The sequence below is a fragment of the Bradyrhizobium sp. LeoB3 genome, assembly GCF_055456055.1.
In genome coordinates, this window is the sequence record NZ_JBVBEF010000071.1 from 19759 (window position 1) to 41098 (window position 21340).

The 21340-nt window shown below is 59.2% G+C and carries 12 protein-coding genes and 7 pseudogenes; 13 read left to right on the forward strand and 6 right to left on the reverse strand.

The genetic code is table 11. From position 1 onward, the window contains the following. Nucleotides 1–74 precede the first annotated feature (74 nt). The 3 genes from ACZXDY_RS32615 (at nt 75) to ACZXDY_RS32625 (ending at nt 1398) form a co-directional block, all read left to right on the forward strand. Nucleotides 75–566, forward strand: coding sequence for a hypothetical protein (locus ACZXDY_RS32615; RefSeq protein ID WP_464348348.1), 492 nt, complete (start codon nt 75–77; stop codon nt 564–566). 220 nt (nt 567–786) lie between these two features. Beyond that, on the forward strand, nt 787–924 hold the full coding sequence (locus ACZXDY_RS32620; protein ID WP_464348349.1) for a hypothetical protein: 138 nt from the start codon (nt 787–789) through the stop codon (nt 922–924). Nucleotides 925–993: 69 nt separating this feature from the next. Continuing rightward, entirely contained in the window at nt 994–1398 is a 405-nt protein-coding gene (locus ACZXDY_RS32625; protein WP_464348350.1) for a hypothetical protein, read from the forward strand. Nucleotides 1399–1799: 401 nt separating this feature from the next. Here the strand turns inward: ACZXDY_RS32625 and ACZXDY_RS32630 are convergent, their stop codons facing one another. Beyond that, on the reverse strand, nt 1800–3806 hold the full coding sequence (locus ACZXDY_RS32630) for a hypothetical protein (RefSeq protein WP_464348351.1): 2007 nt from the start codon (nt 3804–3806) through the stop codon (nt 1800–1802). A gap of 499 nt (nt 3807–4305) precedes the next feature. On the opposite strand from ACZXDY_RS32630, the pseudogene ACZXDY_RS32635 reads away from it, so the two are divergent. From ACZXDY_RS32635 to ACZXDY_RS32660, 6 genes and pseudogenes are all read left to right on the forward strand, one after another. Beyond that, nucleotides 4306–4908 (forward strand): annotated as a pseudogene (locus tag ACZXDY_RS32635) (MBL fold metallo-hydrolase); the annotation flags it as partial. Further along, nucleotides 4850–5341, forward strand: coding sequence for a deoxynucleotide monophosphate kinase (locus ACZXDY_RS32640; RefSeq protein ID WP_464348352.1), 492 nt, complete (start codon nt 4850–4852; stop codon nt 5339–5341). The pseudogene ACZXDY_RS32635 and the gene ACZXDY_RS32640, both read left to right, overlap by 59 nt. Beyond that, on the forward strand, nt 5338–5571 hold the full coding sequence (locus ACZXDY_RS32645) for a hypothetical protein (protein WP_035692697.1): 234 nt from the start codon (nt 5338–5340) through the stop codon (nt 5569–5571). The genes ACZXDY_RS32640 and ACZXDY_RS32645 overlap by 4 nt, the downstream gene beginning before the upstream one ends. Continuing rightward, nucleotides 5571–5753, forward strand: a complete 183-nt coding sequence (locus ACZXDY_RS32650) for a terminase small subunit (RefSeq protein WP_028168835.1) — start codon at nt 5571–5573, stop codon at nt 5751–5753. The genes ACZXDY_RS32645 and ACZXDY_RS32650 overlap by 1 nt, the downstream gene beginning before the upstream one ends. Nucleotides 5754–5869: 116 nt before the next feature. Then, a pseudogene (locus ACZXDY_RS32655) lies at nt 5870–6810 on the forward strand (IS110 family RNA-guided transposase); the annotation flags it as partial. A gap of 153 nt (nt 6811–6963) precedes the next feature. Then, nucleotides 6964–7227, forward strand: a complete 264-nt coding sequence (locus ACZXDY_RS32660) for a hypothetical protein (protein ID WP_394570349.1) — start codon at nt 6964–6966, stop codon at nt 7225–7227. Between the two features lie 65 nt (nt 7228–7292). On the opposite strand, the pseudogene ACZXDY_RS32665 reads toward ACZXDY_RS32660, so the two are convergent. Then, nucleotides 7293–8223: pseudogene (locus ACZXDY_RS32665) on the reverse strand (LysR family transcriptional regulator). A gap of 884 nt (nt 8224–9107) precedes the next feature. On the opposite strand from ACZXDY_RS32665, the gene ACZXDY_RS32670 reads away from it, so the two are divergent. Next, nucleotides 9108–10220: a hypothetical protein gene (locus tag ACZXDY_RS32670; RefSeq protein ID WP_464348353.1), complete on the forward strand. Its 1113-nt coding sequence runs from the start codon at nt 9108–9110 to the stop codon at nt 10218–10220. A gap of 133 nt (nt 10221–10353) precedes the next feature. Here ACZXDY_RS32670 and ACZXDY_RS32675 read toward each other — a convergent pair. From ACZXDY_RS32675 to ACZXDY_RS32690, 4 genes and pseudogenes are all read right to left on the reverse strand, one after another. Further along, nucleotides 10354–11133: pseudogene (locus ACZXDY_RS32675) on the reverse strand (IS701 family transposase); the annotation flags it as partial. Nucleotides 11134–11820: 687 nt separating this feature from the next. Next, entirely contained in the window at nt 11821–12537 is a 717-nt protein-coding gene (locus tag ACZXDY_RS32680) for a hypothetical protein (RefSeq protein WP_464348354.1), read from the reverse strand. Continuing rightward, a pseudogene (locus ACZXDY_RS32685) lies at nt 12435–13714 on the reverse strand (glycoside hydrolase family 127 protein). The gene ACZXDY_RS32680 and the pseudogene ACZXDY_RS32685 overlap by 103 nt, the downstream one beginning before the upstream one ends. A gap of 346 nt (nt 13715–14060) precedes the next feature. Continuing rightward, nucleotides 14061–16085, reverse strand: a pseudogene (locus ACZXDY_RS32690) (prolyl oligopeptidase family serine peptidase). 1009 nt (nt 16086–17094) lie between these two features. Here ACZXDY_RS32690 and ACZXDY_RS32695 point away from each other — a divergent pair. The 3 genes and pseudogenes from ACZXDY_RS32695 (at nt 17095) to ACZXDY_RS32705 (ending at nt 20863) form a co-directional block, all read left to right on the forward strand. Beyond that, nucleotides 17095–19705 (forward strand): annotated as a pseudogene (locus tag ACZXDY_RS32695) (PAS domain S-box protein). Further along, on the forward strand, nt 19702–20382 hold the full coding sequence (locus ACZXDY_RS32700; RefSeq protein WP_463718276.1) for a response regulator transcription factor: 681 nt from the start codon (nt 19702–19704) through the stop codon (nt 20380–20382). The pseudogene ACZXDY_RS32695 and the gene ACZXDY_RS32700 overlap by 4 nt, the downstream one beginning before the upstream one ends. A 91-nt stretch (nt 20383–20473) precedes the next feature. Next, nucleotides 20474–20863, forward strand: coding sequence for a response regulator transcription factor (locus ACZXDY_RS32705; RefSeq protein WP_028168832.1), 390 nt, complete (start codon nt 20474–20476; stop codon nt 20861–20863). Nucleotides 20864–21340: the final 477 nt, after the last annotated feature.

Here is a 21340-nt window from a genome sequence, read left to right on the forward strand (position 1 = left end):
ACTGGTCGCACCGGCGAGCGGCGCAGACCGCGCTGCCGCGCTAGCGAGAACGGGCAACCAGGGTCCTCGGCAACATGAAGCGTAACACCGTCATCGTCGAGGGCACTCTCTCCTTTCGCATGCAACGTGTCGCAGCGGCGCGTGCGGGAGACCACGGCCGCGATGTCGCCACACTACCGCTGCTCGCGGCCCGCCTCGCGGGTGGCTTCAGCCGACCCGCCGATCACGCCACCCTTGTCCCCATCGTCGGTCGAGCGCTCGCGGAGCTCGCGTTCGAAGAGCTTGAGGCAGTCAAGACCAGGCCCGGCATGGCGCGGGCCGTGCTTGCAGTCCTGGCGCGCGTATGGGCCGCAGACATTCGATTCGATGATCCGCTTTATGCGAGCGCCCGCCTGCTCGATCTGGGGCGCATGGAGACCTATCTGCGCGACCAACTGCCCATCGGCGCGCTGCCTCCGGACCTTCGCGACCAGGCGATTTGTGGGTGTAGGACATGCGCCTGCGACCATCGGCAGCCTGCATTTCCACCGGCTGATCTCCATCGACCCGCTATGGCGACCGTGTGAATAAGCGCCGAACTCTGACCCCCATCGGCTTCCAACGTTGACCCCATACGTGATGGATTTTTTGCCGACGGTCCAAGGGTTTCGTCATTACTGGCCGGGGGTCAACCTTCGGCGCCGATAAGGGGTCAAACAGCGCGCCGAATGACACTTCGAGGAGCTAACCGGGGATCACGCGCGTGAGGATGAATGGTCTGGGCCGCACGGATTTGCCATCGGCGGCATGATGCAGGCCAACACTGCTTCCCTTGCCGAAGAATATTTCGCGGCGGCCAATGAGCTGGTGGATAGGATTAGGGACAAGCGCATTGCGGACTACCAGATAGGCAACGCCGCGCTATTCCTCTTCCTCCGCCAATAGCACGCGTTCTTTGCGGGCATGGACAGTCAACTTGAAACGGATGCGCACGAGCGCAAGGCGAGTCATTCGATGCACGATGCCGGGCGGCCATGGGTTGTCGGCGGCATCCGCATCCGCCCTGCCAACGGCAGCACGCTCATGGCGACGGTGGGCAGCATCGACAAGTACATGGAGCGCCACGTCATCGGTGCGGGCAAGGAGAAGTATCCCGACAACGCTCTGTCGGTCCGCGCGAAGCGAGATAGCCGTGGCCGTCTCGCTTCTGGCGGCATCCTGATCAAGCCCTACGGATCGATTGGCAGTGCGCCGGTGCATACCGTTGTGCGCCGCCAGTTGAAGCGCATGGACGGTCAGAAGCGGAAGCCGTTCCAGATCGTGAGCAACGGCAAGGTGCTGATCGTGCGTCGTCGCACGAAGAAGCGGCTGCCGCTGCAAACGCTCGCGGGTGCTTCAGGGCAGTGCGACGATCAATGAGCATTGGGATTTTCTCGGGACCGTGTCGGGCGTCGTCCAGGCGCGCTTCCCGCAGCACTTCTATCGCGCGGTGGTCTGCAGCGACGCGATAGAGGGTCCATGAGCGAATCGACTCCACCGCCCCTTTGGTCGGGAAGGTTCATGAGCGAAATGACTCCCCCTCGTAATAGACGACGCACGGTTCTACTCGCGCTCGCGATCTCGGCATCTTGAGCCCGACGGTCCCCATGGCTCTGGCCGATGAACTGCACAGCGACCAAGATATCTCTTTGCAGAAAATGCAAACAACTCGGACTACGGCCATACCAGCGATGTCAGCCCCTTCGACCAAGACCTCGGGCCTGCTAAGGATCAGCGCGCCGCATTACTGTGCTGGGGCGGACGTCATCGACGGGATCGTGTCAGGCAGTGTCGCGCCGATCATTCGCTACATGCGTGGATGGCGCATCGAGTGCATGATTGTCCCGTCGCCCGTGAAGCTCGTCATGCAACTGTTTTTCCAGTCGCTGAAGCTCCTCTGAAGGGTCGGAGACTGCTGACGGCATGGCTTCATCATCCAGATGATCCAGCACTCGCCGAAGCTCTCCCTGAGGGAGCTGCTCTGAATGGAATGCGGCTTGCGCCTGAATGAAAGCCGACGGGGCGGGGTGATCATCTCGCCTTTCGTGAAGCTCCTCTGCGGATTCGGCATCAAGCAGTCGCCGAAGCTCCCCTGAAGAGAACTGCTCGGGATCAAAAGTAAACTCTTCCGGATCGATGGAGAACGACAGAGCAGGATGATTGTCTCCTAGTCCGTGAAGCTCGTCATGCAACTCTTTTTCCAGTCGCTGAAGCTCCTCTGAAGGGTCGGAGACTGCTGACGGCATGGCTTCATCATCCAGATGATCCAGCACTCGCCGAAGCTCTCCCTGAGGGAGCTGCTCTGAATGGAATGCGGCTTGCGCTTGAATGAAAGCCGACGGGGCGGAGTGTTCATCTCGCCTTTCCTGAAGCTCCTCTGCTGGCTCGTCATCAAGCGGTCGCAGAAGGTCCTCTAGAGAGAACAGCTCGGGATCCAAAGTAAGGTCTTCCGAATCGATGGAAAACGACAGAGCAGAATGATTGTCTCCTAGTCCGTGACGCTCGTCATGCAATTGTTTTTCCAGTCGCTGAAGCTCTCCCTGCGGGAGCTGCTCTAAACGGAATGCGGCTTGCGCCTGCATGAAAGCCGATACGGCGGGGTGACCGTCCTGTTCTTCCTGAAGCTCCTCTAGCCCAGTACCCGCTTGGTGCGGCACGCTGTGCTGCACAGCGGCGTCGTCGATGCGCCGCGGTTCCGTCAGCGCCGCGGTTTCGGGATTGATGAGGGCGACGTTCTGGGGGGAAGGATTAAGCTCAGCGCGAGGGCCGCCGGGTTTCTTGGGCACGACCACTCCCGTCGCCCGCAAGGTGCGGAAATACTCTAAGGATCTAAGGAGTTTCGCAGTATTCCCTCCGGGGTATTTGTGTATGGCACCATCGTCGATCAGCGACTTGCTGTCCAGCCGAGCAACAATGCCCGGTCGGTTATCTTTGAACAGCCAACGGCTATAGTTAATGAGGCGGCTTCCATGCTCATGCGCCCCTTGGCTGCTCATGCCGCCCTCTATGAGGGCGTGCTCAAGCTTCAGGACGACAGCAGCATCCTCGGAATAAAGAGGCCGCTTATCCGGATGCCCTCGGACTATGACGCCTGTTGCTGCAACCCGCGGTGCACCGCTACTTTCTGCTGAAGCGGCGTTCGCGCTTGACTGTCGGTATATCACAACCTCTTCAAGATCGGGCAGCGCCCTCTGTCTCTTCGCTGCTCTCGATTGAGCCGCGTCATGCTCATGATTGATAAGGACCCCTTCGCTTGGCAGGAGATTGCTCCTGGCGCGTGCATCCGTCCTTTCGCCAAGGGATTGTTGGACATCGTTAGATGCGTCTTTCCCTGAGGAGAGCGCGCGCGGTTCCTCGCGAGAAACTAAATGACTGGTGCCATGATACGCACGAAGGACGGCCACCGCTTTCTTCATTTTGTTGTCTTTCGGAAAGAAAGTAGTTGCGTGCTCGAGCAGGGACTTGTGGTTTGCTAGATCGGTCGTCTGGCCGCGAGCGCGGAGATCATTCCCAAGTCGACGAAGTGCCTGAGTATAGCCTCTAACCGTTTCAGGTTTTGGCTTTTTCTGAGCCGCATATTGAGTGATCACGCTATCGATAAAGTTCCGGTCTTTTGTAGACAGATGTGGATAGCTGGAGGGCCTGCTGGCAACGGGAGCGGCCTGGCTTGCCTGGGCCAAGTGCTGCTCAAATTGGCGGGCCTGGCCCGTCTGCGGCTCTTCCGAAGCGGCGTGCTGCACCTGCGACGAAGCTGCCACATTAAATGGATCAAAGTCTTGCGGGTCCACGTTAGCCTCACGTTCAAGATTACCTGAGCAGGTCTCCTACTGTGGGAAGCTGTCGAGAACCTGACGTGGCCATGGTCACGCAGCGTTCGCACCCGCCAACCTCGGAACCGACATCGCTCGGGATCAGCATCCATGATCTAGCTCTTCGCACCTCTTGCCGGCTTCGAGCATCTCGCAGAGTTGTAACACTTTGGGTCCTGCGAGGCCCCAGGCGGACCCGGAAAACATCGAACTGGCGATTTTTGACGGGCGAAATTGATATTTTGGTCCGGCGTCGTCCGGCGGACTGAGGGGATACCGAAACGCGCTCGAAAGAAACAATACCGATTGAGACCGTATAGATCCAATCGGAGCCTTCCTTTCATGATCGTTATCGGCCTCAAGGGCTTTATCGGGTCCGGCAAGACCACCGTGGCCCGCCATCTCATCGAGCGCCACGGGTTTGTGCGCGGCCGGTTCGCTGGCGCGCTGAAGGACATGCTGCGCGCCTACCTTCGCTACCCTCGACGTCGTCGTCCAGATGCTCGCGGGCTTGTGGGGAGAAGGGCGTGCGCCCGTTCCGCTAGATCTCGTTCCGCTGGCGACCGGCCAGGTCCTCGACGCCGGCGCCTTCACGATCGGGTGCTTTCCGATCCCCCACCGCGACACAGACAGCTTCGGGTTTTCCTTCGAAAGTAAGGTCCGTCGCCATCTTCGGCCAGACCGCCTTTCGGCCCTCGGGGTGCCGGACGGTCCCGTGCGCAAGGAGCTGGCGGAAGGAAGGCCCGTTACACTCGCGGATGGCAAGACGATCGATCCCGAAGACGTCCTCGGGCCGCCGGAGGGACGCAAGAAGCTTGTCATCGTTGGCGATACCGAGACTGTCGATGGCCTGGCTGAGCACGTTGGCGATGCCGACGTGCTGGTGATCGAGGCGACTTTTCTCCAACGCGATGCGTCCATCGCCCGCGATTACGGGCATCTTACCGCGGCCGAAGCCGCCACGCTCGCGGCAACGACGGGCGTCAGGCTGCTCATTCTGACACACATTTCCGGTCGCTATCATGATGAGGAAATATTGGCCGAGGCGAGCAGGAGGTTCGCGAACACTCGAGTATCGGCACGGCGACGAAGCCACCATCGAGCGCATGATCGAGGGCGATCTGAAAGAGAAGCCGACGCCCTGGCTGGGTGGCCGGTCGCCCCGACACGCGATGGAAGGGCTCGGTGGTCTTTGGGGCCGCGACCATATGGGTTCGGACTTCTGGATCGGCACCGAGACCGACAAACTCTACATCGAGACCCCGAAGCGCGTCGTCTTCGAGGATGTGAGGCACGCCAATGAGGGCGAAGCCATCGACCGCATGGGTGGATGGGTCATCGAGATCGTCCGCCCCGGCCTTATCCCGCAGGATCATTTCACCGAGAAGGCCGAGCTTGAAGTCAAGGCGCATCGGTCGGTCCTCAACTACCAAGGCGACATGGCGTCCACCTTCCGCCAGATGGACATCGTCGTCGCTGATCTCGCTGCTCGGGCGGATCGGGGGCTCGCATGAAGCTGTCCCAGGCATGCGACTTCGAGCGCCTTCTGAAGCGACGCGACGAGCTGTGCGGAGCGCGCCGCATTGCAGATCACGGCGATGGTCTCGGCGTGACGATCAGGGGCACGTATCAGGACGCCGAGATGGTCGCAGCGGTCAAGGCCGCCGTTGTCGCCGAGCTTAATCGGCGCATCGCGGCCATCGACACCGAACTGACCGCTATGGGCGTCGAGATCGACGAATAATGGGCAAGGTCGTCAACCGGCAAGAGCTTGCGGACATCTTCGGCTATTCGCTGCCGACGATTTCCGCATGGGTCGAGAACGGAATGCCGGTCAAATCTCATGGTGGTCGGGGCAAGCAGTTCGAGTTCGACACTGAGGACGTGCTGAAGTGGCTAAAGCCCTCGGAGCCGTGTGGCCGATAAGCGGTCGGTATCGGGCGAAGCGGACATCGACGAAGATTTATGATGGGGTGGACGCCCCGCCGACGGCATCGATGTGCCAAAGTGGAGGTGTTTAGCACCACTTAAGGGAGGCGTCCGTGTTGCAGGTTAGCACAATCGGTCTGGATATCGCTAAGCATGTTTTCCACGTTCATGGAGCGGACGGGAAAGGACGGGCTGTATTCAGCAAACGGATCAGCCGAGGAAAGCTCTTGGATTTCTTCGCAGCCCAGCCGCGTTGCACGGTAGCTTTAGAGGCATGTGGCGGAGCCCATCACTGGGCGCGTCAGCTCACCCAGCTTGGCCATGAAGTTCGGCTGATCCCGCCCGCCTATGTAAAACCGTTCGTGAAGCGGCAAAAGAACGACGCGATCGATGCCGAGGCGATCTGCGAAGCGGCGCAGCGGCCGAGCATACGGTTCGTGGCCGTGAAGAGCGAACAGCAACAGGCGGCGGGTCTGGTGTTTCGGACCCGTGATCTGTTAGTGCGGCAGCGAACCCAGCTCATCAACGCGATCCGGGGTCACCTCACTGAATATGGTTGGATTGCACCCAAGGGGCCGTCGCATGTGGCGACGCTTGCCGATCTGATCGAGGAGGAAGCGATGGCCAGCTCGCTTCCCGAAGCGGCCCGCACCATGTTCCGAGTGATGTTGGACCTGTTCGCCGGCCTCAACGGCAAGATCGCGGATCTCGACAAGGAGATCGCGCGACGCGCTCGCGAGGACGAAGTATCGCGCAGGCTGATGACCGTTCCTGGCATCGGCCCGATCTCCGCCACCGCGATCGCCGCTCTAGCACCGCCGGCCGAGACTTTTGCCAAAGGTCGTGACTTCGCGGCCTGGCTCGGTCTCACGCCCCTTCAAAGATCGACGGACGGCAAGCAGAAGCTCGGCGTGACATCCAAGATGGGCGAACGCACGCTCAGGCGCCTACTCATCATCGGCAGTAGCGCCGTTGTCAGCAGGCAAGCAAACCGGGCGCGCCGAAGGGTTCGTGGCTCGAACAGATGCTGGCTCGCAAACCGCGTATGCTGGTACCCTCGCGCGCGTCGCAACGAAGCTTCCAGCCGCGCCTTCTCCTTATCCCAACGCGCCTCTTCGGCTTGCGCTCGCGCCTCGAGAACCTCGACCTCAGCTCGAATGTCGGCAGCATTCTTTTCGTGCTTCTGACGAGCTGCGTCCAAGGCGGCTTGCGCTTTGTCGATGGCGTGCTGCCGTCGCTCGCGCTTCTTCTGCCGAGCCGCCTCTTCCTTTGCATCCTCGCGCTCGCGTCGCTTCTGTTCCTTCTCAAAAGCGAGTGCGGCCTTCCGGTCGGCTGCCGGATCATTGCTCCGCTTTGCATGCTGCTTCCGCGGCTCGTGGCCGGCGAGCTTAGGGCGGCTCGCCTTCTTCGAACCGTCATCGTCGGTGATATCCGTGGGCAGTTCGGCGTGCTCTTTGAACGGACCGCTTGAGCCAACGGGACGCTTGAGAACAACGCCGGGCGCCGACCTCCTATCTGCGGCAGCTTCCCGCAGCCCTAGCGTTCTGCCAACAGATTGAGGAAACGCTTCAGAGCCGGGTTCTCATTGTCGTCGCGCCAATGCGCGTAGAAGTCCACCCGGCTTGGCCCCGCTCCGTCCTGCAACTCCCGGTACACAAGGCCAGCGAAACTTGCACCAATATCCGATTCCATCGCTAGACTGAGCCCCATGCCCATACTCGTCAGACTCTTGATGATGCCAAGGCTTACGTCATGGCGCTCTACGGCGGGGCGATCGTCAGGTAGAACGAGCTTCGAAATCAAGAGATCCTCGAGCTCTCGTCCGGGATCATACTCACTTAGAAGGATCTTTTCGTTTACGCAAATCGGTCCAATAGATGATCTCGCGTGCCGCCAAGCAGTGATCCTGCGGCAGCGAGATCAGAATGCGTTCGCTCCAGAGCAGTAGTGATCTGGTGTCTTTTGAAGGTAGACGTCCAGGGCTAACGACAACGTCGACCGTTCCGTTACGGAGGGCAGTCATCAGACCGAAGCGAGAGCGTTCCATCGTTGCCAATTCGAGCCGTGGTAGCAGCTTCTTGAGCTCACCTATCGTCGCCCGCAAATTCCCGGTCGAAATGGATGTGCAGAAGCCAATGGTAAGGAGACCGGATTCGCCGCGTCCATTGGATACTCCCGTGTCGACGAGCGCATCGACTTGTTCCAAAATCAAACGGGCAATTCGCAGAACTGCTCGGCCAGCGAGAGTGGGCTTGATCCCCCCGCTCGAGCGGTCGAACAGCGAAGTCCCAACCAGATGCTCAAGCTGACCGACGGAACGGCTCAGCACCGTGTGCTTGATCGAAAGCACTTCGGCGGCGCGTCGAAAGCTTCCGTAGTCGCAAGCAGCAACGGCCAGTCGAAGCTGCTGAAGGTCAATAGCTCTGGCCGCGTTCCGCCGATTCTTCCTAATCTCGATTTCGGTCATGTTCAGAGCTCGATAGCAAACCGCAAAGAACATGACGTCCCCGCTCTAGGCGGGACGTATGTCTCGCTTGTCGCCGCCACGGAGGTAACTTCGACGGTCTCCGCGACGGGCGCCGCGAGCCTCTGTCGCAAGCTATCAACCTCACGACGAAGCCGCCCACCCCCTCACTGTAGGCGGCTTACATTGGCTGGATTCGAGCAGCGATAGGATTATGGCGGCCCGGCGCAAACCCGCTGGATCAGAAACCGCCGCGCAGACCGAATCTCTCGCGAAAGCGACACCTGGAAAAAAGAAGCAGCCGCAGGAGCGTCACCGTAGCGACGGCCCCCAAGAACGGGCCTTTAGGGTGCATGGTTTCGTCAGCTTGCCGAAAGCTAGATCTCCTACATTGAGCCCGGAGATCGGGACGCGATTGTCGCCTGTTTACTAGGGCGCAAGTTGCTCTTTCCGAGGTTCACATGATTCGTGTCTCAAACTTGCGGGCCTCTGTGCTGCTTGCGCCAGATCTGAGCTGGGCTGCATAGATCTGCAGCTTGATTTCGAATGGAGAACGGTATGGACGGCTCGCACTTCAATCCTCGGCAGGTGAACCCATCACTATCAGGATCGGCTCCGCAGAATGCCGAGATTCCGCCGGGTCAAGAGTCGGACGACGCGAGCTCGCAAGCGAGCTTTGAGCAGCTGCTCGAGGAATTGCCGCACGCTTCGTCAGAGGAGAGCGACCAAGGGATCCGACGCACGGATCTCCTCCGCAGCGACGGCAGCCGAGCGGGGAAGCGCCCGAAAAGTTGGGCGTCGGTCGCATTCCTTCCTGACTCGTCAGCTTCTCGAAAGCCGCCCCTACGAAAATAAAGCCTGAAATGACCCATGCTGGAGGGGAACAGATGAATATCGATCCACCAAACACCGCAAAAGACTCCATTGAAGCTGACGATCTCCTGCGGCAGCGGCAGCGGGCGCAGCAACAGCCGGGCGACCTGAGCGCACAAACCAGCTCACCAGCACACCCGTCCCCGGATCAAGCGAACTTTGAGCAGCGGCTGAGTGAGTTGCGGCCAATCCACCGAACATCGGATTCAGCTGTCGCTTTGATGGATTCCGGGATTGGATCACCCTCGACCATGACGAAGGGCACTCTGAGAGCGTGCGCTATCCAGGAAAGCGAGCGGTGCCCGGCCGCTTCCTTTGTCAGGGGGCGCGCCGAACTTGCCGGATCGCTAACCGGAGCGAACGTTAAGGCGCTAAAGAACGAGATCAAACTCGCTGCGCAGCGAGCAGTACAGTGGCCACGAACCACCGGATCTTGTGCCGGCAGTGTTGACGGCGACCGCATCTTCGACGACGTGGTGGCATCATCGTATCTGCCGCTGCACCGTTTTCAGAACGAGGACATCGATTGCGAGCCCCTCCTAGAGGAGGAGGTGAGTGCCATCGCGCATGTGCGTTCCTTAGCGGATTTGCGTGCTCACGCGACCCCGCATGTTTCAAAGGCTGCTATCTGCTCGGACGACGAAAGAGAGGACGAAATTGATATGGCGCGCCTCGCTGCATGGCATACCAAAGGCCTTAGAGAGAGTGCTTTTGTGTCATTGTGCCAGGACCCCTCACGACTGCTCCTTTCAAAGGACGACAGTGAGAATGGCGCGAAGGCGATTGCAAAGAATGCTAAGAAGCTGCACACCTACACGGTACCAAGCGTCACCGCTTGGCCGATCAAAAAAATCAACGATATTTTAGAGCGTGGGCATGCTCCCGGAGATGAGGAGCTGCGAGATTGGGTGAGGGGAATACCGACCGAGGAGACCGAGGTCTTGTTTCTGGGCGGCAATCTAGCTGACTATCGGACAGCCATCGTAGATAATCCGAACACGGCTGACGCACCGCAAGATGGTCCGCGCATCAAGAAAGCAAGGGTCAGCTCCGATACGCCCGAGATGATGGCGGACTCTCGAACTCTTTGCCCCTCGGATTCCAGCCATCAATCTTCGCAGTCCTGACGAGCTATCGCCTGTGGTCGAATCGGCCGGGGTGGCGCGCCTGCTTTCAGTTATCTGGAAGTCGAGCGTGCCGAACGCGTGCGCGTCCGATCCAGGCGCATCAGCAGTTGAAAGAGGAGCTCGGGCTTGATCACGCGAGCATGTCTTCGGCGGGCGCGACAGGATGTCCGGAATGGACCGCTTGCGGGGACGCCCTCGCATTGCGAGCGGCCAGATCAGCTTGACGCCGACCGGGTCCACCTTCAGGTGACGAGGGATGCCAACGGCCCAGGCCAGCCCGCGTCGTGCCCCCTTGCCGAAACGGCGCACTGAGGCTGTATCCTGTATCGGCCAGCGGAACCGAACCGCACGCCGGCTACCATCGCGCGATCAATCTCGGCCAAAAGCTTGGATCGTGGGGTTCGGTATTCGACTGGTACGCCGCCGCGCTTCAAACTTGCGGTATCGCTGGTCCAACTCTCGGGTAGGAAGAGACGCAATGCGATCATCGCTGGTACTTCACCGCGCACAAGCGTCAGCGAGGCCAACGTTGGGCAATTGCCATTTTGCCAACGCCCGAGGCATATTGAGCCGCGACACTGACCGAGTGTTCGCCCCTCTTCGTCAGCGCGGTGTCGTCGATAACCGGCACCGCATCATCGCCGCCGACGAGCCGGTCGGCCTGATTGAGCAGCTCTGTCTCTAACGGCTTCGCATCCCAGACGCCATCAGCGATGAAATGGTGCAGCTGATCGTATTCGCGCGCTGCAGAGCGTTACGCCATCGGTTGAATGTTTTTGCGCTCACCAGGGCCGATCAACCCGGCAATGTAACGCGGACACATCTGTCGCCGCGCCTTATGACCCAAGCGATCCAGGAATGGCTTCAGCCAAGGCTCGAGCTCGTCTTCGCAATCCGGCGTCGCGTTCCCCATGGTCGGCCCTCCAAAAGCCGACTTCCTCTCAATCGTCGAAAAATCGATTCGGGATCTTGAGGGTTCTGTGAGGTCGCGTGGCAGGCGGGAGCCGGGCGCGGTGGCGCGTGCTCATAGAAGCCGGATTGAACGAGCCGCTGCCACGCCCGAGCCGGCGAAATTGAAAACCGATGATCTTAGACGATCGCCAGGCTCAAACGCATGCACAACGGCGCGACGCGGCAGGGATGTTGCTAGTTGGGGTAGGTTGTCGAGGGTATGTGCTGTCAATGGGTTAGGCGTGGCGGAAAGGCCATCCGTGACAACCCTGGCGCGAGAAGCCCGGTAACGGCCTTCAACGAGGGAATTGCAGAGCGGCGCCGCGGCACGTCCCTTGGATGAAGCGATGTCGTTGGTGGTTCTCATTGTTCATCCGACTGCACGGTTCTATTCATTCCAAGCGCCGCCTGCCGATGGCAAGAAGATTGTTGGTTGTTAGCACCACTCCCACTCCAGCAAAAATTCAATGCGCGCCAGCGGCTTGGTTCTATCTTCAAGATCAAATTTGCAAGCTTCCGAGGCCTCAAGCCGCAAAAGCTTGCAATCTCAAAACCGTTGTTGCTAGGAAATTGAATCCGCGATCAAGGCCTAAAGGGCACTTCACGGGCGACGCATTAACTTCACGGACGCGCCACTCAGCCATCGGCGTCAGCGCTCCTTAATCCAAATCCGCATTTCGCCTTCGCCGCGGTTAGCCCAGCTGAACCATGGAATGAATGTCAGCCGCTGCGGTTGTAGCTGTCCAGGCACTTTGTCGTACTGACAAAGTGCCGTTTCTTCAGAATGCGTGTGTTGCAACCGGGACCCATCAGCCTGCAGCAAAATCTTGTCGAAGAGACCAGTACCTTCGACAAGCGAAAACCGGCTTTCTGCAGGAAGCCAAAGGTTGTGTAACTCGGGCCCGTTGTCGGCTTCTTCCACACAATACATCAAAGGGCCGCGCTGGATAGCCACCTTGCCGGCCAAATTGCGAAGTTGCGGATGACCGTATACGCGGCGTACTTGCATCGGCAGCGATAGTTTGACGCGATCTCCCTGCCGCCACGTGCGGTGAATGTGCAAATAGCCCTTACGCGACTCGCAATGGACAGGTTCGCCGTTCAGGCTCACCGCCGGCGCGCTGCACCATTCCGGCAGGCGCAGGGCGAGCGTGTGGGCGATCGGCTGTGCAGATTCCACGGCGATTTCCACCTCGTCCCTCCAAGGATAGTTGCCGCTCATGAGCAACCGCAGGCGTATGCCCGCCAACCGATAATGCCACGCTATTGCCAATGTAGAGATTGATGTAGAGCGCGTCGGAGCATGGCGTATAGATGTAAATGACCAATCGATGTGAAAAGGCGTGCGATGTTCGGCGGACAGCACGCGCAGCCAAACCAGCGTTGCCGCACCGGCCTGACATGATTGTAGATGCCATTGGACCGCAGCGTTTTGGGATGAACTTCGAGCGGGTTAACATAGAAATAGTGACGCCCATCGAAAGCGATACTGCCCAGAACCGTATTATAGAGCGCGCGCTCCATCACGTCGGCATAGCGACTGTCCACTTCCATCTCCAGCATACGGCGCGCCAACATCATCAGCCCAATCGACGCGCAACTTTCCGCGTACGCGATACGTTCGGCAGATCGTAATCGCTGCTGAACGCTTCGCCGAAGCTTTGCGAGCCGATACCCCCAGTGATATAGATCTGGCGCTGCACTATGTTTTGCCATAGCCGCAGGCAAGCCTGGCGTTGCTGCTCGTTCTGACGCAGACGCGCGAGATGAGCGACCGCAGTCATGAGGTATACAAAACGCACCGCATGACCGGTTGCAGTCCGCTGTTCCGAAATTGGCAGGTGCGCCTGGCTATAGGCCTTGTTTTTCACCGTCCAGGGCATGCCATGTGATTTGACGTCGCAGGATTGCCGGCGTTTCTCGTGTTCAATGTCATAGAAGTGCGGCTCGGTGCCCCGTTGCTCCACGAAATAATTGGCTAGCGTCAGATATCGCTGCTCCTGCGTCACTTCGTAGAGGCGCGTCAATGCAAGTTCAATTTCTGGATGGCCATCATAGCCGTGTAGCTGATCGCGCTCCGGGCCGAAAACTGTGGCGAGGTGGTCAGCAAGTCTGCAAACGACGTCCAGCAGGCGTCGTTTGCCAGTAGCCAGAAAGAAAGCGATGCCCGCTTCAATCAAGTGGCCGGCACAGTAAAGCTCATGGCATTCGGCTAGGTTGCTCCAGCGCTCCTGAGGCGCCTTTAGCATGAAATAGGTGTTGAGATAGTCGTCGCCGCATTGGGCGGCCGCAATCAATTCAATCAGCTCATCGGCGGCTTTGTCCAGGTCCGGATTGGGTGTCTGGCACAGCGACCAAGCAGCCGCCTCTAGCCATTTTCCGACATCACTGTCCTGAAAAACCGTGCCGTAGAACTCCCCCTTCGCGCGTCCGGCGGCAATACGGAAGTTTTCTACCGCGTGGCTCGGTGTCGCTTGCGGATTGCGGTCGTGAGCGCGTTCCATTGGTAGGGAATCGCCACTTCCCTCACCAAGTGCTGGCATTTCCCAATCAGCGGATCTGAGACCTGTAGGTCGTGAAGGTTGACTTCGGCCACATCCCGCTGATTCATCTCGTTTCTCCTTCGTGTGGGGCGAACCGGCGCCTAGCTCAGGCAAGCCAGCTCGCCATGATCGTTGTTGAGGTTGCGGCCCCGAAATTGGCGGCTGCGCAATCGTATTCTGCACGCGAACGTTGAAACGCTAGAAATGGAAAAGCTGCCCCCCATGCCGCTGGATGGCGTAGGGCTCATAAAGGGCTGGTCAAACCAAGCTTCTTTCCAATCCCCTACCGCTGAAATGTCATGCAACCATCGCGCTGGAGCTTGTGTGATCACAAGCGCCGGTCCGCCTAAGCCTCGCCGTCAAGCCAGCCGATCTTGCTCTTCAGGAATCGAAAGCCCAGCAATCTCGAACCCGGCCCGCTCCCTATTGTCCCGACCGTAACCATGACCGCCCGCCGCAGGCTCGTAGAAATAGGCCTCGTAGCCCATCGCCTGGAGCTTCGCGGCCATCTTGCGCGCGTGTCCGGGATGAACACGATCGTCCCGCCCGCGGTGGCGATCAGGATCGGCGGGTATGTTTGGCCGCGTTTGGCGGCATGATACGCGGAATAGGTCTTGAGCCACTCCCAGTGGTCGAGCTTATCGGGGTCCCCATATCGCAATCCAGCTTGCCCCTGCCAGAAGCTTGGTGTAGCGGCGCATGTCGATCAGCGGGATCGTGTAGACCAGCGCGCCGAAGCGTTCCGGATAGCGCGTCAGCATATTGGTGATGAGGATGCCGCTGTTCGATCCGCCCTGGGCTGCGATCCGCTTCGGCTCCGTGACGCCACGACGCACGAGATCGGCGGCAACGGCAGCGAAGTCGTCGTGCGACAATTTCTTGCCACTGAGACGGCCGGCATCGTGCCAGCGCGTGCCGAACTCGCCACGGCCGCGTAGATACGCCTGGACCGTGGTGCCGCCGCGCTCGAGCCAAAGCTTGCCAAGCGCTGAATTGTAGGACGGCCTCATCGAGATTCCAAAGCCGCCGTAGCCGCTCATATGGACGGGCGCATCGCCCGTCTCGCCGGCCGGACCGGTCCGTACGTAGGGGATGTGCTCGCCATCAATCGAAATGGCCTCATGTTGGGTGACCACCAGCCCATCCGCGGTGAAGGTCTTCGGCGCCTGCTTGAGCACGGTCGGACTGCCGACATTATTCTCGATCAGCATAAGCGAAGCTGGCGTGAGCGGATCCTGGCTATCGACGAGCAGGTCGCCATTGCGTTCGGATGGGTCGCTATCAAGAGGCCAGACCTGGACTATCCCTATGTCGGGAATCCCGCGCAGTCGCGCGCGGCTCCACCCTTTATCGGATGGCGAGCAGATCTCGAAGAACGGCCGCAGTTCGTTGAGGATGGAAAGCACAAGCCTACCGGCACTCCAAAAGAGCCCCTGCAGCGCCCGGCGTGGGCTTGGTTCGAAAAGAACCTCGAACTGACGGTTGCCTTGAAGGAAAGCGGCCAAAGAGATGACGAGCACCGTATCCGCGGCATAGGTCTGCCCTGCCACAGATCAGGGCTCGCGCGGTCTGATGGCGAGCCAGTCGCGATGGGTGGCAGAATTGAAGGCGTCCACCTGATCGACGAACCACAGCCGTGGCGGCACGACGGTGCGCTCGACATTGCAGCCGGCTTCAACATGATCAGCTACGACCTCAAAGATCACTTGCGCTTGATCCGCCTGCGTACCGCGCCGCCATATCCTCACTGTACGCGCATAGCCGGAGGTCGTCGCCATGCCCTGCCTATGAGAGCTCGACAGCACCAGCGTATCGGGATCGAGCCATTCAACCGCGCTCTTGGCTTCCGGCAAGATGAAGCTATCACCGACAAACGTCTACGTGTCGGTATCGAACTCACGCAGGGCGACGGCATCACTGCCGCCGCGCGATAGGCTCAAAATCGTTCGTCTATGACTCCCCTGCGGCCAGACCGTCGCCCTCAGAAGCCGGTCTTCGCCTTCGCTAACCGCGAGCTGATCGATCTCGAGCAGAGCTTCCCATGACGGCTTTGGCGTGCGAAATTCTTCCAGAGTGGTTCGTCGCAAGAGGCCGCGCGGATTGTTGGCGTCCTTCCAGAGATTGTAGAGATAGCTGCCGCGCCGCCGGACGTAGGGAATATTGTCCGGCCGATCCGATCGTAAATCCAGGTCAGCGCGTCGCGATCCCGCTCGCCAAACACCTGCAGCGTCTTGCCATTCTGCCGCTCAACAAATTTCAGCGCCCGCGCGCCTTCGATCTGTTCCAACCACAGATAGGGATCATCGTCTGGAGCGGAAAGCGTCGGCTTTGCAGGTACTTTGTCGTCGCGTTTGCTTTCACCACGCTTCACTCCATCGCCATTGACGCGCACTCCCGACACAGCACCGCATCAAAGCTTTTCACATATTGCATCCGCAGTTCATTGCGGTGGCGGCCGTCGAGGCTGATTGCCATGTGTCAGTCAATTCCATCAATTGCTGAAGTTGGTAGTTGACTTGGGCGCGCTCTGACGCATTTGGCAGGACCGCACATCCTCAAGGCTTCAACCCCAAACTGCCCGTGGCAACTTCATCTCGATGCGAGCTCGGCTTTCCTTGCCTGGGGGCGACTACCGAGCACCTGGGCGACACCGCCCCACCCCAAGTGGCCGCGCTCACAACGTCCGTACCTCTGGATCAAGGTAAGATCGAGAACTTGGTTGCTGAGGGCCGAGATCGTTCTTGCAGCGCAAAGAGGCGCTTGCGGTACGAGCTACACCGAAATTGCTTTCATCACCCTCGCCGCCGGGCGAATCTGGCTATCAATTGAGTCCACGCGCTGGGGAACCTACCGTGCGGATCCCACGCCGCAACGCGAAAGGGCCCGCTCGCGCCCATGCGGCGGCAGAGGCTTAGGATGCTCGCTAACATTCGGCACGGCCCTAACGGCCCCCTTTCAGTCGAACTGCCGGCCTGGCCGTTGCGCTCTGTTGGGGTCCTATGCGCACTGGCCGTATGGGTTCTAAAAAGGGTTTGATGGGCCGCCTCGATCGGCTAGCTTCTCAGGGACACCGTTCTTCGGCGTCATAAAAGTCTGGAAAGTCTGGAAGCGCGGAAGTGGCTAGGCGTACCATCGAAATCTATCGCTCAATTAGCTTAAAATGCGGTCTCATCGCGCAACCGGCAGCGGCGGACCTCAGGACGAGCGGAAGCAAAGCCGAGTCAAAACGTTAGTATAGTTTTCCAGATCCTTGGGATAGGTTATTTATTTAGGCCAGGCTGATTTACCAAGTTCGGGCGCCTTACCAAGTTTGGACCCCTTACCAAGTTCGGACCCTCACGAAGCTCGGACGCTTAGTCGCGCAGCGTGTTTTTGGTGGCATTGTCCTGGCGCTGGTGACAACTTCCTTGTACTTTCATACCCATTTCGCCGCGATGGCGTTCTCTTGTTGGTAGTGGTCTTGCGGTTTTCGCTATGGGCAGCCTCATTGTATCTGCCATGCTTTCCATCTTGTCCATCGCTGTTTTGGCCTACTTCTTTACGCCCCCTACTTCCAATCTTGCGTTCGATGCTCCGCAAGATCTTCCGGTGGTTGTGATTCTCTTTGTTGCCTTGCTTGTCGGAACCCACCTCATCCGAAAAGTCCGCCGGGAAAGGGCGGCCACGCTTGAGGCCGCAGCCAAGCTCCGGCGCAGCGAGGTTGAGTTGCGAGATCGAGAGAAATGGTGGCGCGAAGTCTTCGAGCATAACCCGGTCATGTACTTCATGGTCGATGCCGCCGGAACGGTCCTGAACGTGAACACGTTGGGCGCAACACAGCTCGGCTATTCGCCCTCGGAGCTCGTCGGGCATTCCGTTCTGAAGGTCTTTCTGGAAGAAGATCTTACCCTTGTTCGCAAATGCCTTGGGCTATGCGTTGAAACCGTCGGCCAATCCCACACTTGGGACATCCAGAAGGTCAGGAAGGATGGCGCGGTGCTGTGGGTGCGGGAAAACGCCAAAGCCATGCATTGGGCAGACGACCAGCTCATCATCCTCATCGCCTGCGAAGATATCACCGAGCGAAAGCGGACGGAAACTGCCCTGCGGCGGAGTGAAGCCCATTTGGCCCAGGCGCAGGAATTGAGCCGCACCGGCAGCTTCGGCTGGAACGTCGCCACCGGCGAGGTCATCTGGTCAAAGGAGACCTTTCGCATTTTCCAACACGATCCGGCGACAAAACTGAACCCGCAACTCGTCATTGATCGAGCCCATCCAGAAGATCGGGCTGCCGTGCGACAGACCATTGATCGAGCGCTCCGAAACCTAGAGGATTTCGAGCACGAATACCGACTGCTGTTGCCGGACGGCTCGGTGAAGCACCTCCACGCGCTGGCACGAGCCATTAGAACCGCATCTGGCGATATCGAGTTTGTCGGGGCAGTGACGGACATTACGGCTGCAAAGCAGGCGGAACAACAGCTTCGCCGTAGCGAGGCCTATCTGGCCGAAGCACAGCGTCTCAGTCACACGGGCAGCTGGTCCTGGGACGTCCACCGTCTCGAATTTGTGTATCGCTCCGCCGAAGTCGATCGTCTGTTTGGCTTCGATCCGGAAGAGACTGTATCGATAGAAACCATCCGGTCGCGTATCCATCCAGACGACTTGCCGCAGCTTCGGGAAGTGCCGCGCCAGGCTATCGAAGACAAGGGAGGGCACTTCGAATATGATTTCCGAATCCTTCTTCCAAAAGGCGCGATAAGGCGCATACATTCCGTTGCGCACGCTGTGGTCGGTAGCGATGGCAACGTCAGCGAGCTCATCGGAACGCATATGGATGTCACCGAGCAATACGCAGCTAGGGAACGGCTGGAAAAGGCTCTTGCTGACTTGCGCGAAAGTGAGCAGCGCTTTCGCGACTACGCCGAAACGGCCTCCGACTGGCTCTGGGAGACCGGGCCGGACCACCGGGTCACCCGCTTTTCGGGGCACACCAGCGCAGCAAGCATTTTGGCCACGGGAGTCGTCGGGCTGCTTCGCTGCGAAATTGCGGGCGATGTCGAAGCGGAATCTGAGAAGTGGCGGCAGCATCAGGCGACAGTCGACGCGCGACTTCCATTTCGCGATTTCATCTATCGCACCGTCACCCGGACCGGATCTCCAATTTACGTCCGGACCAGCGGCAAGCCATTCTTTGATGCTGACGGCAATTTCCTCGGCTATCGCGGCGTCAGCACTGACATCACCGCAACCATCCGCGCAGATCAGGCTGAACGAGAACTGCGGAAGGCGCAGGCGGAGCTCGCGCACGTGACACGCGTAACGACGCTGGGCGAGATGACCACCTCCATTGCGCACGAGATAAACCAGCCGCTGGCCGCCATTGTCGCCAATGGCGAGGCTTGTCTGGGTTGGCTCGATCGCGAAACTCCTGATCTTTCCGCCGCGCGCTGCTCAGTGGAATGGATCATCGAGGACGCCATCCGGGCGAGCGAGGTGATTCGCCGCATTCGCACGCTAGCCAAGAAAAGCGAGATCGAGATGGTGCCGCTCAATATCAATGAGATCGTCAAGGAGGTTGTCGCGCTGGTGACTCGCGAGCTGGTCAGCCACCAGGTGTCGTTGCGGACCGAGTTGGCGGCGGCCCTCCCCATGATCCTGGGTGACCGGGTTCAACTGCAACAGGTGATCATGAATCTGGTGATGAACGGGATTGAGGCCATGCAAACAGTCAGAGACCGACCGCGCGAACTGGTGATCCGGTCATCCCAACACGATCTGGGAGGCGTGCACCTCGCCGTGACAGATTGCGGCGTTGGGATCACCGAGGAACACGCTGACCAGGTGTTCAACCCCTTTTTCACCACCAAATCAACCGGCCTTGGAATGGGCCTTTCGATCTGCCGTTCGATCGTGGAGGCTCACGGAGGGAGCCTGTCGATTGCCTGCAAGCAGGAGTCGGGCGCGACGTTTCAATTGGTCCTGCCGTTGCATGAAGAGGTCGTGTCGTGACCGGGCGCTGTGACTCGCCGCGCGGAGGCGCGCAAGCGGAGAAGCCGAGCGGAAGAGCGATCGTCTTCGTGATCGACGACGACGTCTCGATGCGTCGTTCGCTCGCGAATCTTTTTCGATCGGTAGGCTTGGACGTTGTTGCGTTCGGATCGGCGCGAGAAATGCTGCAAGCCAAGCTTCCGGATGTTGCCAGCTGCCTGGTCCTTGACGTCAGGCTACCGGGATTGAGTGGCCTCGAGCTGCAGACTGAGCTCGCCAAGTTGAACCTTCGCATTCCGATCATTTTCATCACTGGTCATGGCGACATTCCCATGACCGTCAAGGCCATGAAGGGCGGAGCGGTCGATTTTCTCACCAAGCCGTTTCGCGATCAGGAGCTGCTTGACGCCGTGGTCGCCGCGACCGAACGGGATCGCAAAAGGCGGGAGGTTGAGAAGACGGTTGCCAACCTGCAGTCCTCGTTTGAGGCCTTAAGCACACGCGAACAGGCCGTGATGAAACTGGTCACTGCTGGGCTGATGAACAAACAGATAGCCGCAGAGCTCGGGCTGGCCGAAATTACCATCAAGATCTACCGCGGACAGGTAATGAAGAAAATGGGCGCACGGTCGCTGGCCGATTTAATCAGAATGGCTGAGCCCCTGGGAATTCGTCCCAACCGGCCGGAACAAGCCTAAGTATGACTATACAATTTCATCTCTCAAGCCCACCCTTGACCCAGCCGACTATGCTTCGGCAATCGCCTTTTCTGCGTTAGGAGGGGTCGTTTTGTTCACGCCTTCGCTCATTTCCGTGGTCGATGACGACGGCTCCGTCCGTGCTGCCATAAATAATCTTTTGAAATCCCGCGGCTACATAGTCCATACATTTGCATCCGCTGAGGAGTTCTTGCGCTCGCCACACCTGAATGAAACATCGTGTGTGATTGCGGACGTGCAGATGTCCGCTATGAGCGGCTTGGACCTGCTGACACATATGCGGGCCGAAGGTTGCGATGCTCCATTCATTTTCATCACTGCCTTTCCCGATGATCGCGTTCGCGCCCGGGCGCTGAGCGCGGGAGCGATTTGCTTGCTGGCCAAGCCATTCGCAGGACAGCACCTGATCAGGTGCCTACATACCGCACTGGATAAGCATCGCGGCGGAGCTAACGCGTGAGACGATGAGCACGCAGTCTGCTCAGTTCGGTGCTGATCTGTGGGCGGAACCGCGCGCTTCGCAACACCGCAACGTCGATGAAGACCTCGGCCTCGCATCGCAACTCGTAACCAGTCGTTGGCGATCGGGCTCCCCTATTGATATTTTTCCGGTATTCGTCACTGGCTTGCGGCGGGGCTCCATCACCTACGGTCGCGAACGCTTTGAGATTTACGACGAAGCCACTTGCTCGACTAACCTCAGTTTCAACTGGTCGTGGCCACCCTAGAGGCGGCCCATATCTCAGGCATTGCTAACAGCAGCGATGATCTCGGCAGGCGCTCCTGTTCGCGGCGAAAGTTTGACTCTGATGAAGGCGCGCTCCATCACGGTGCTTGGCCCAGATTGCTGAGTGTAACCAGTCGACCGTGAAGAACCCGGATTTCAGCTTGGGAGGAGCTGAAGTCGGCGGATGAGCTGGACGAGGATTTGGCGCAG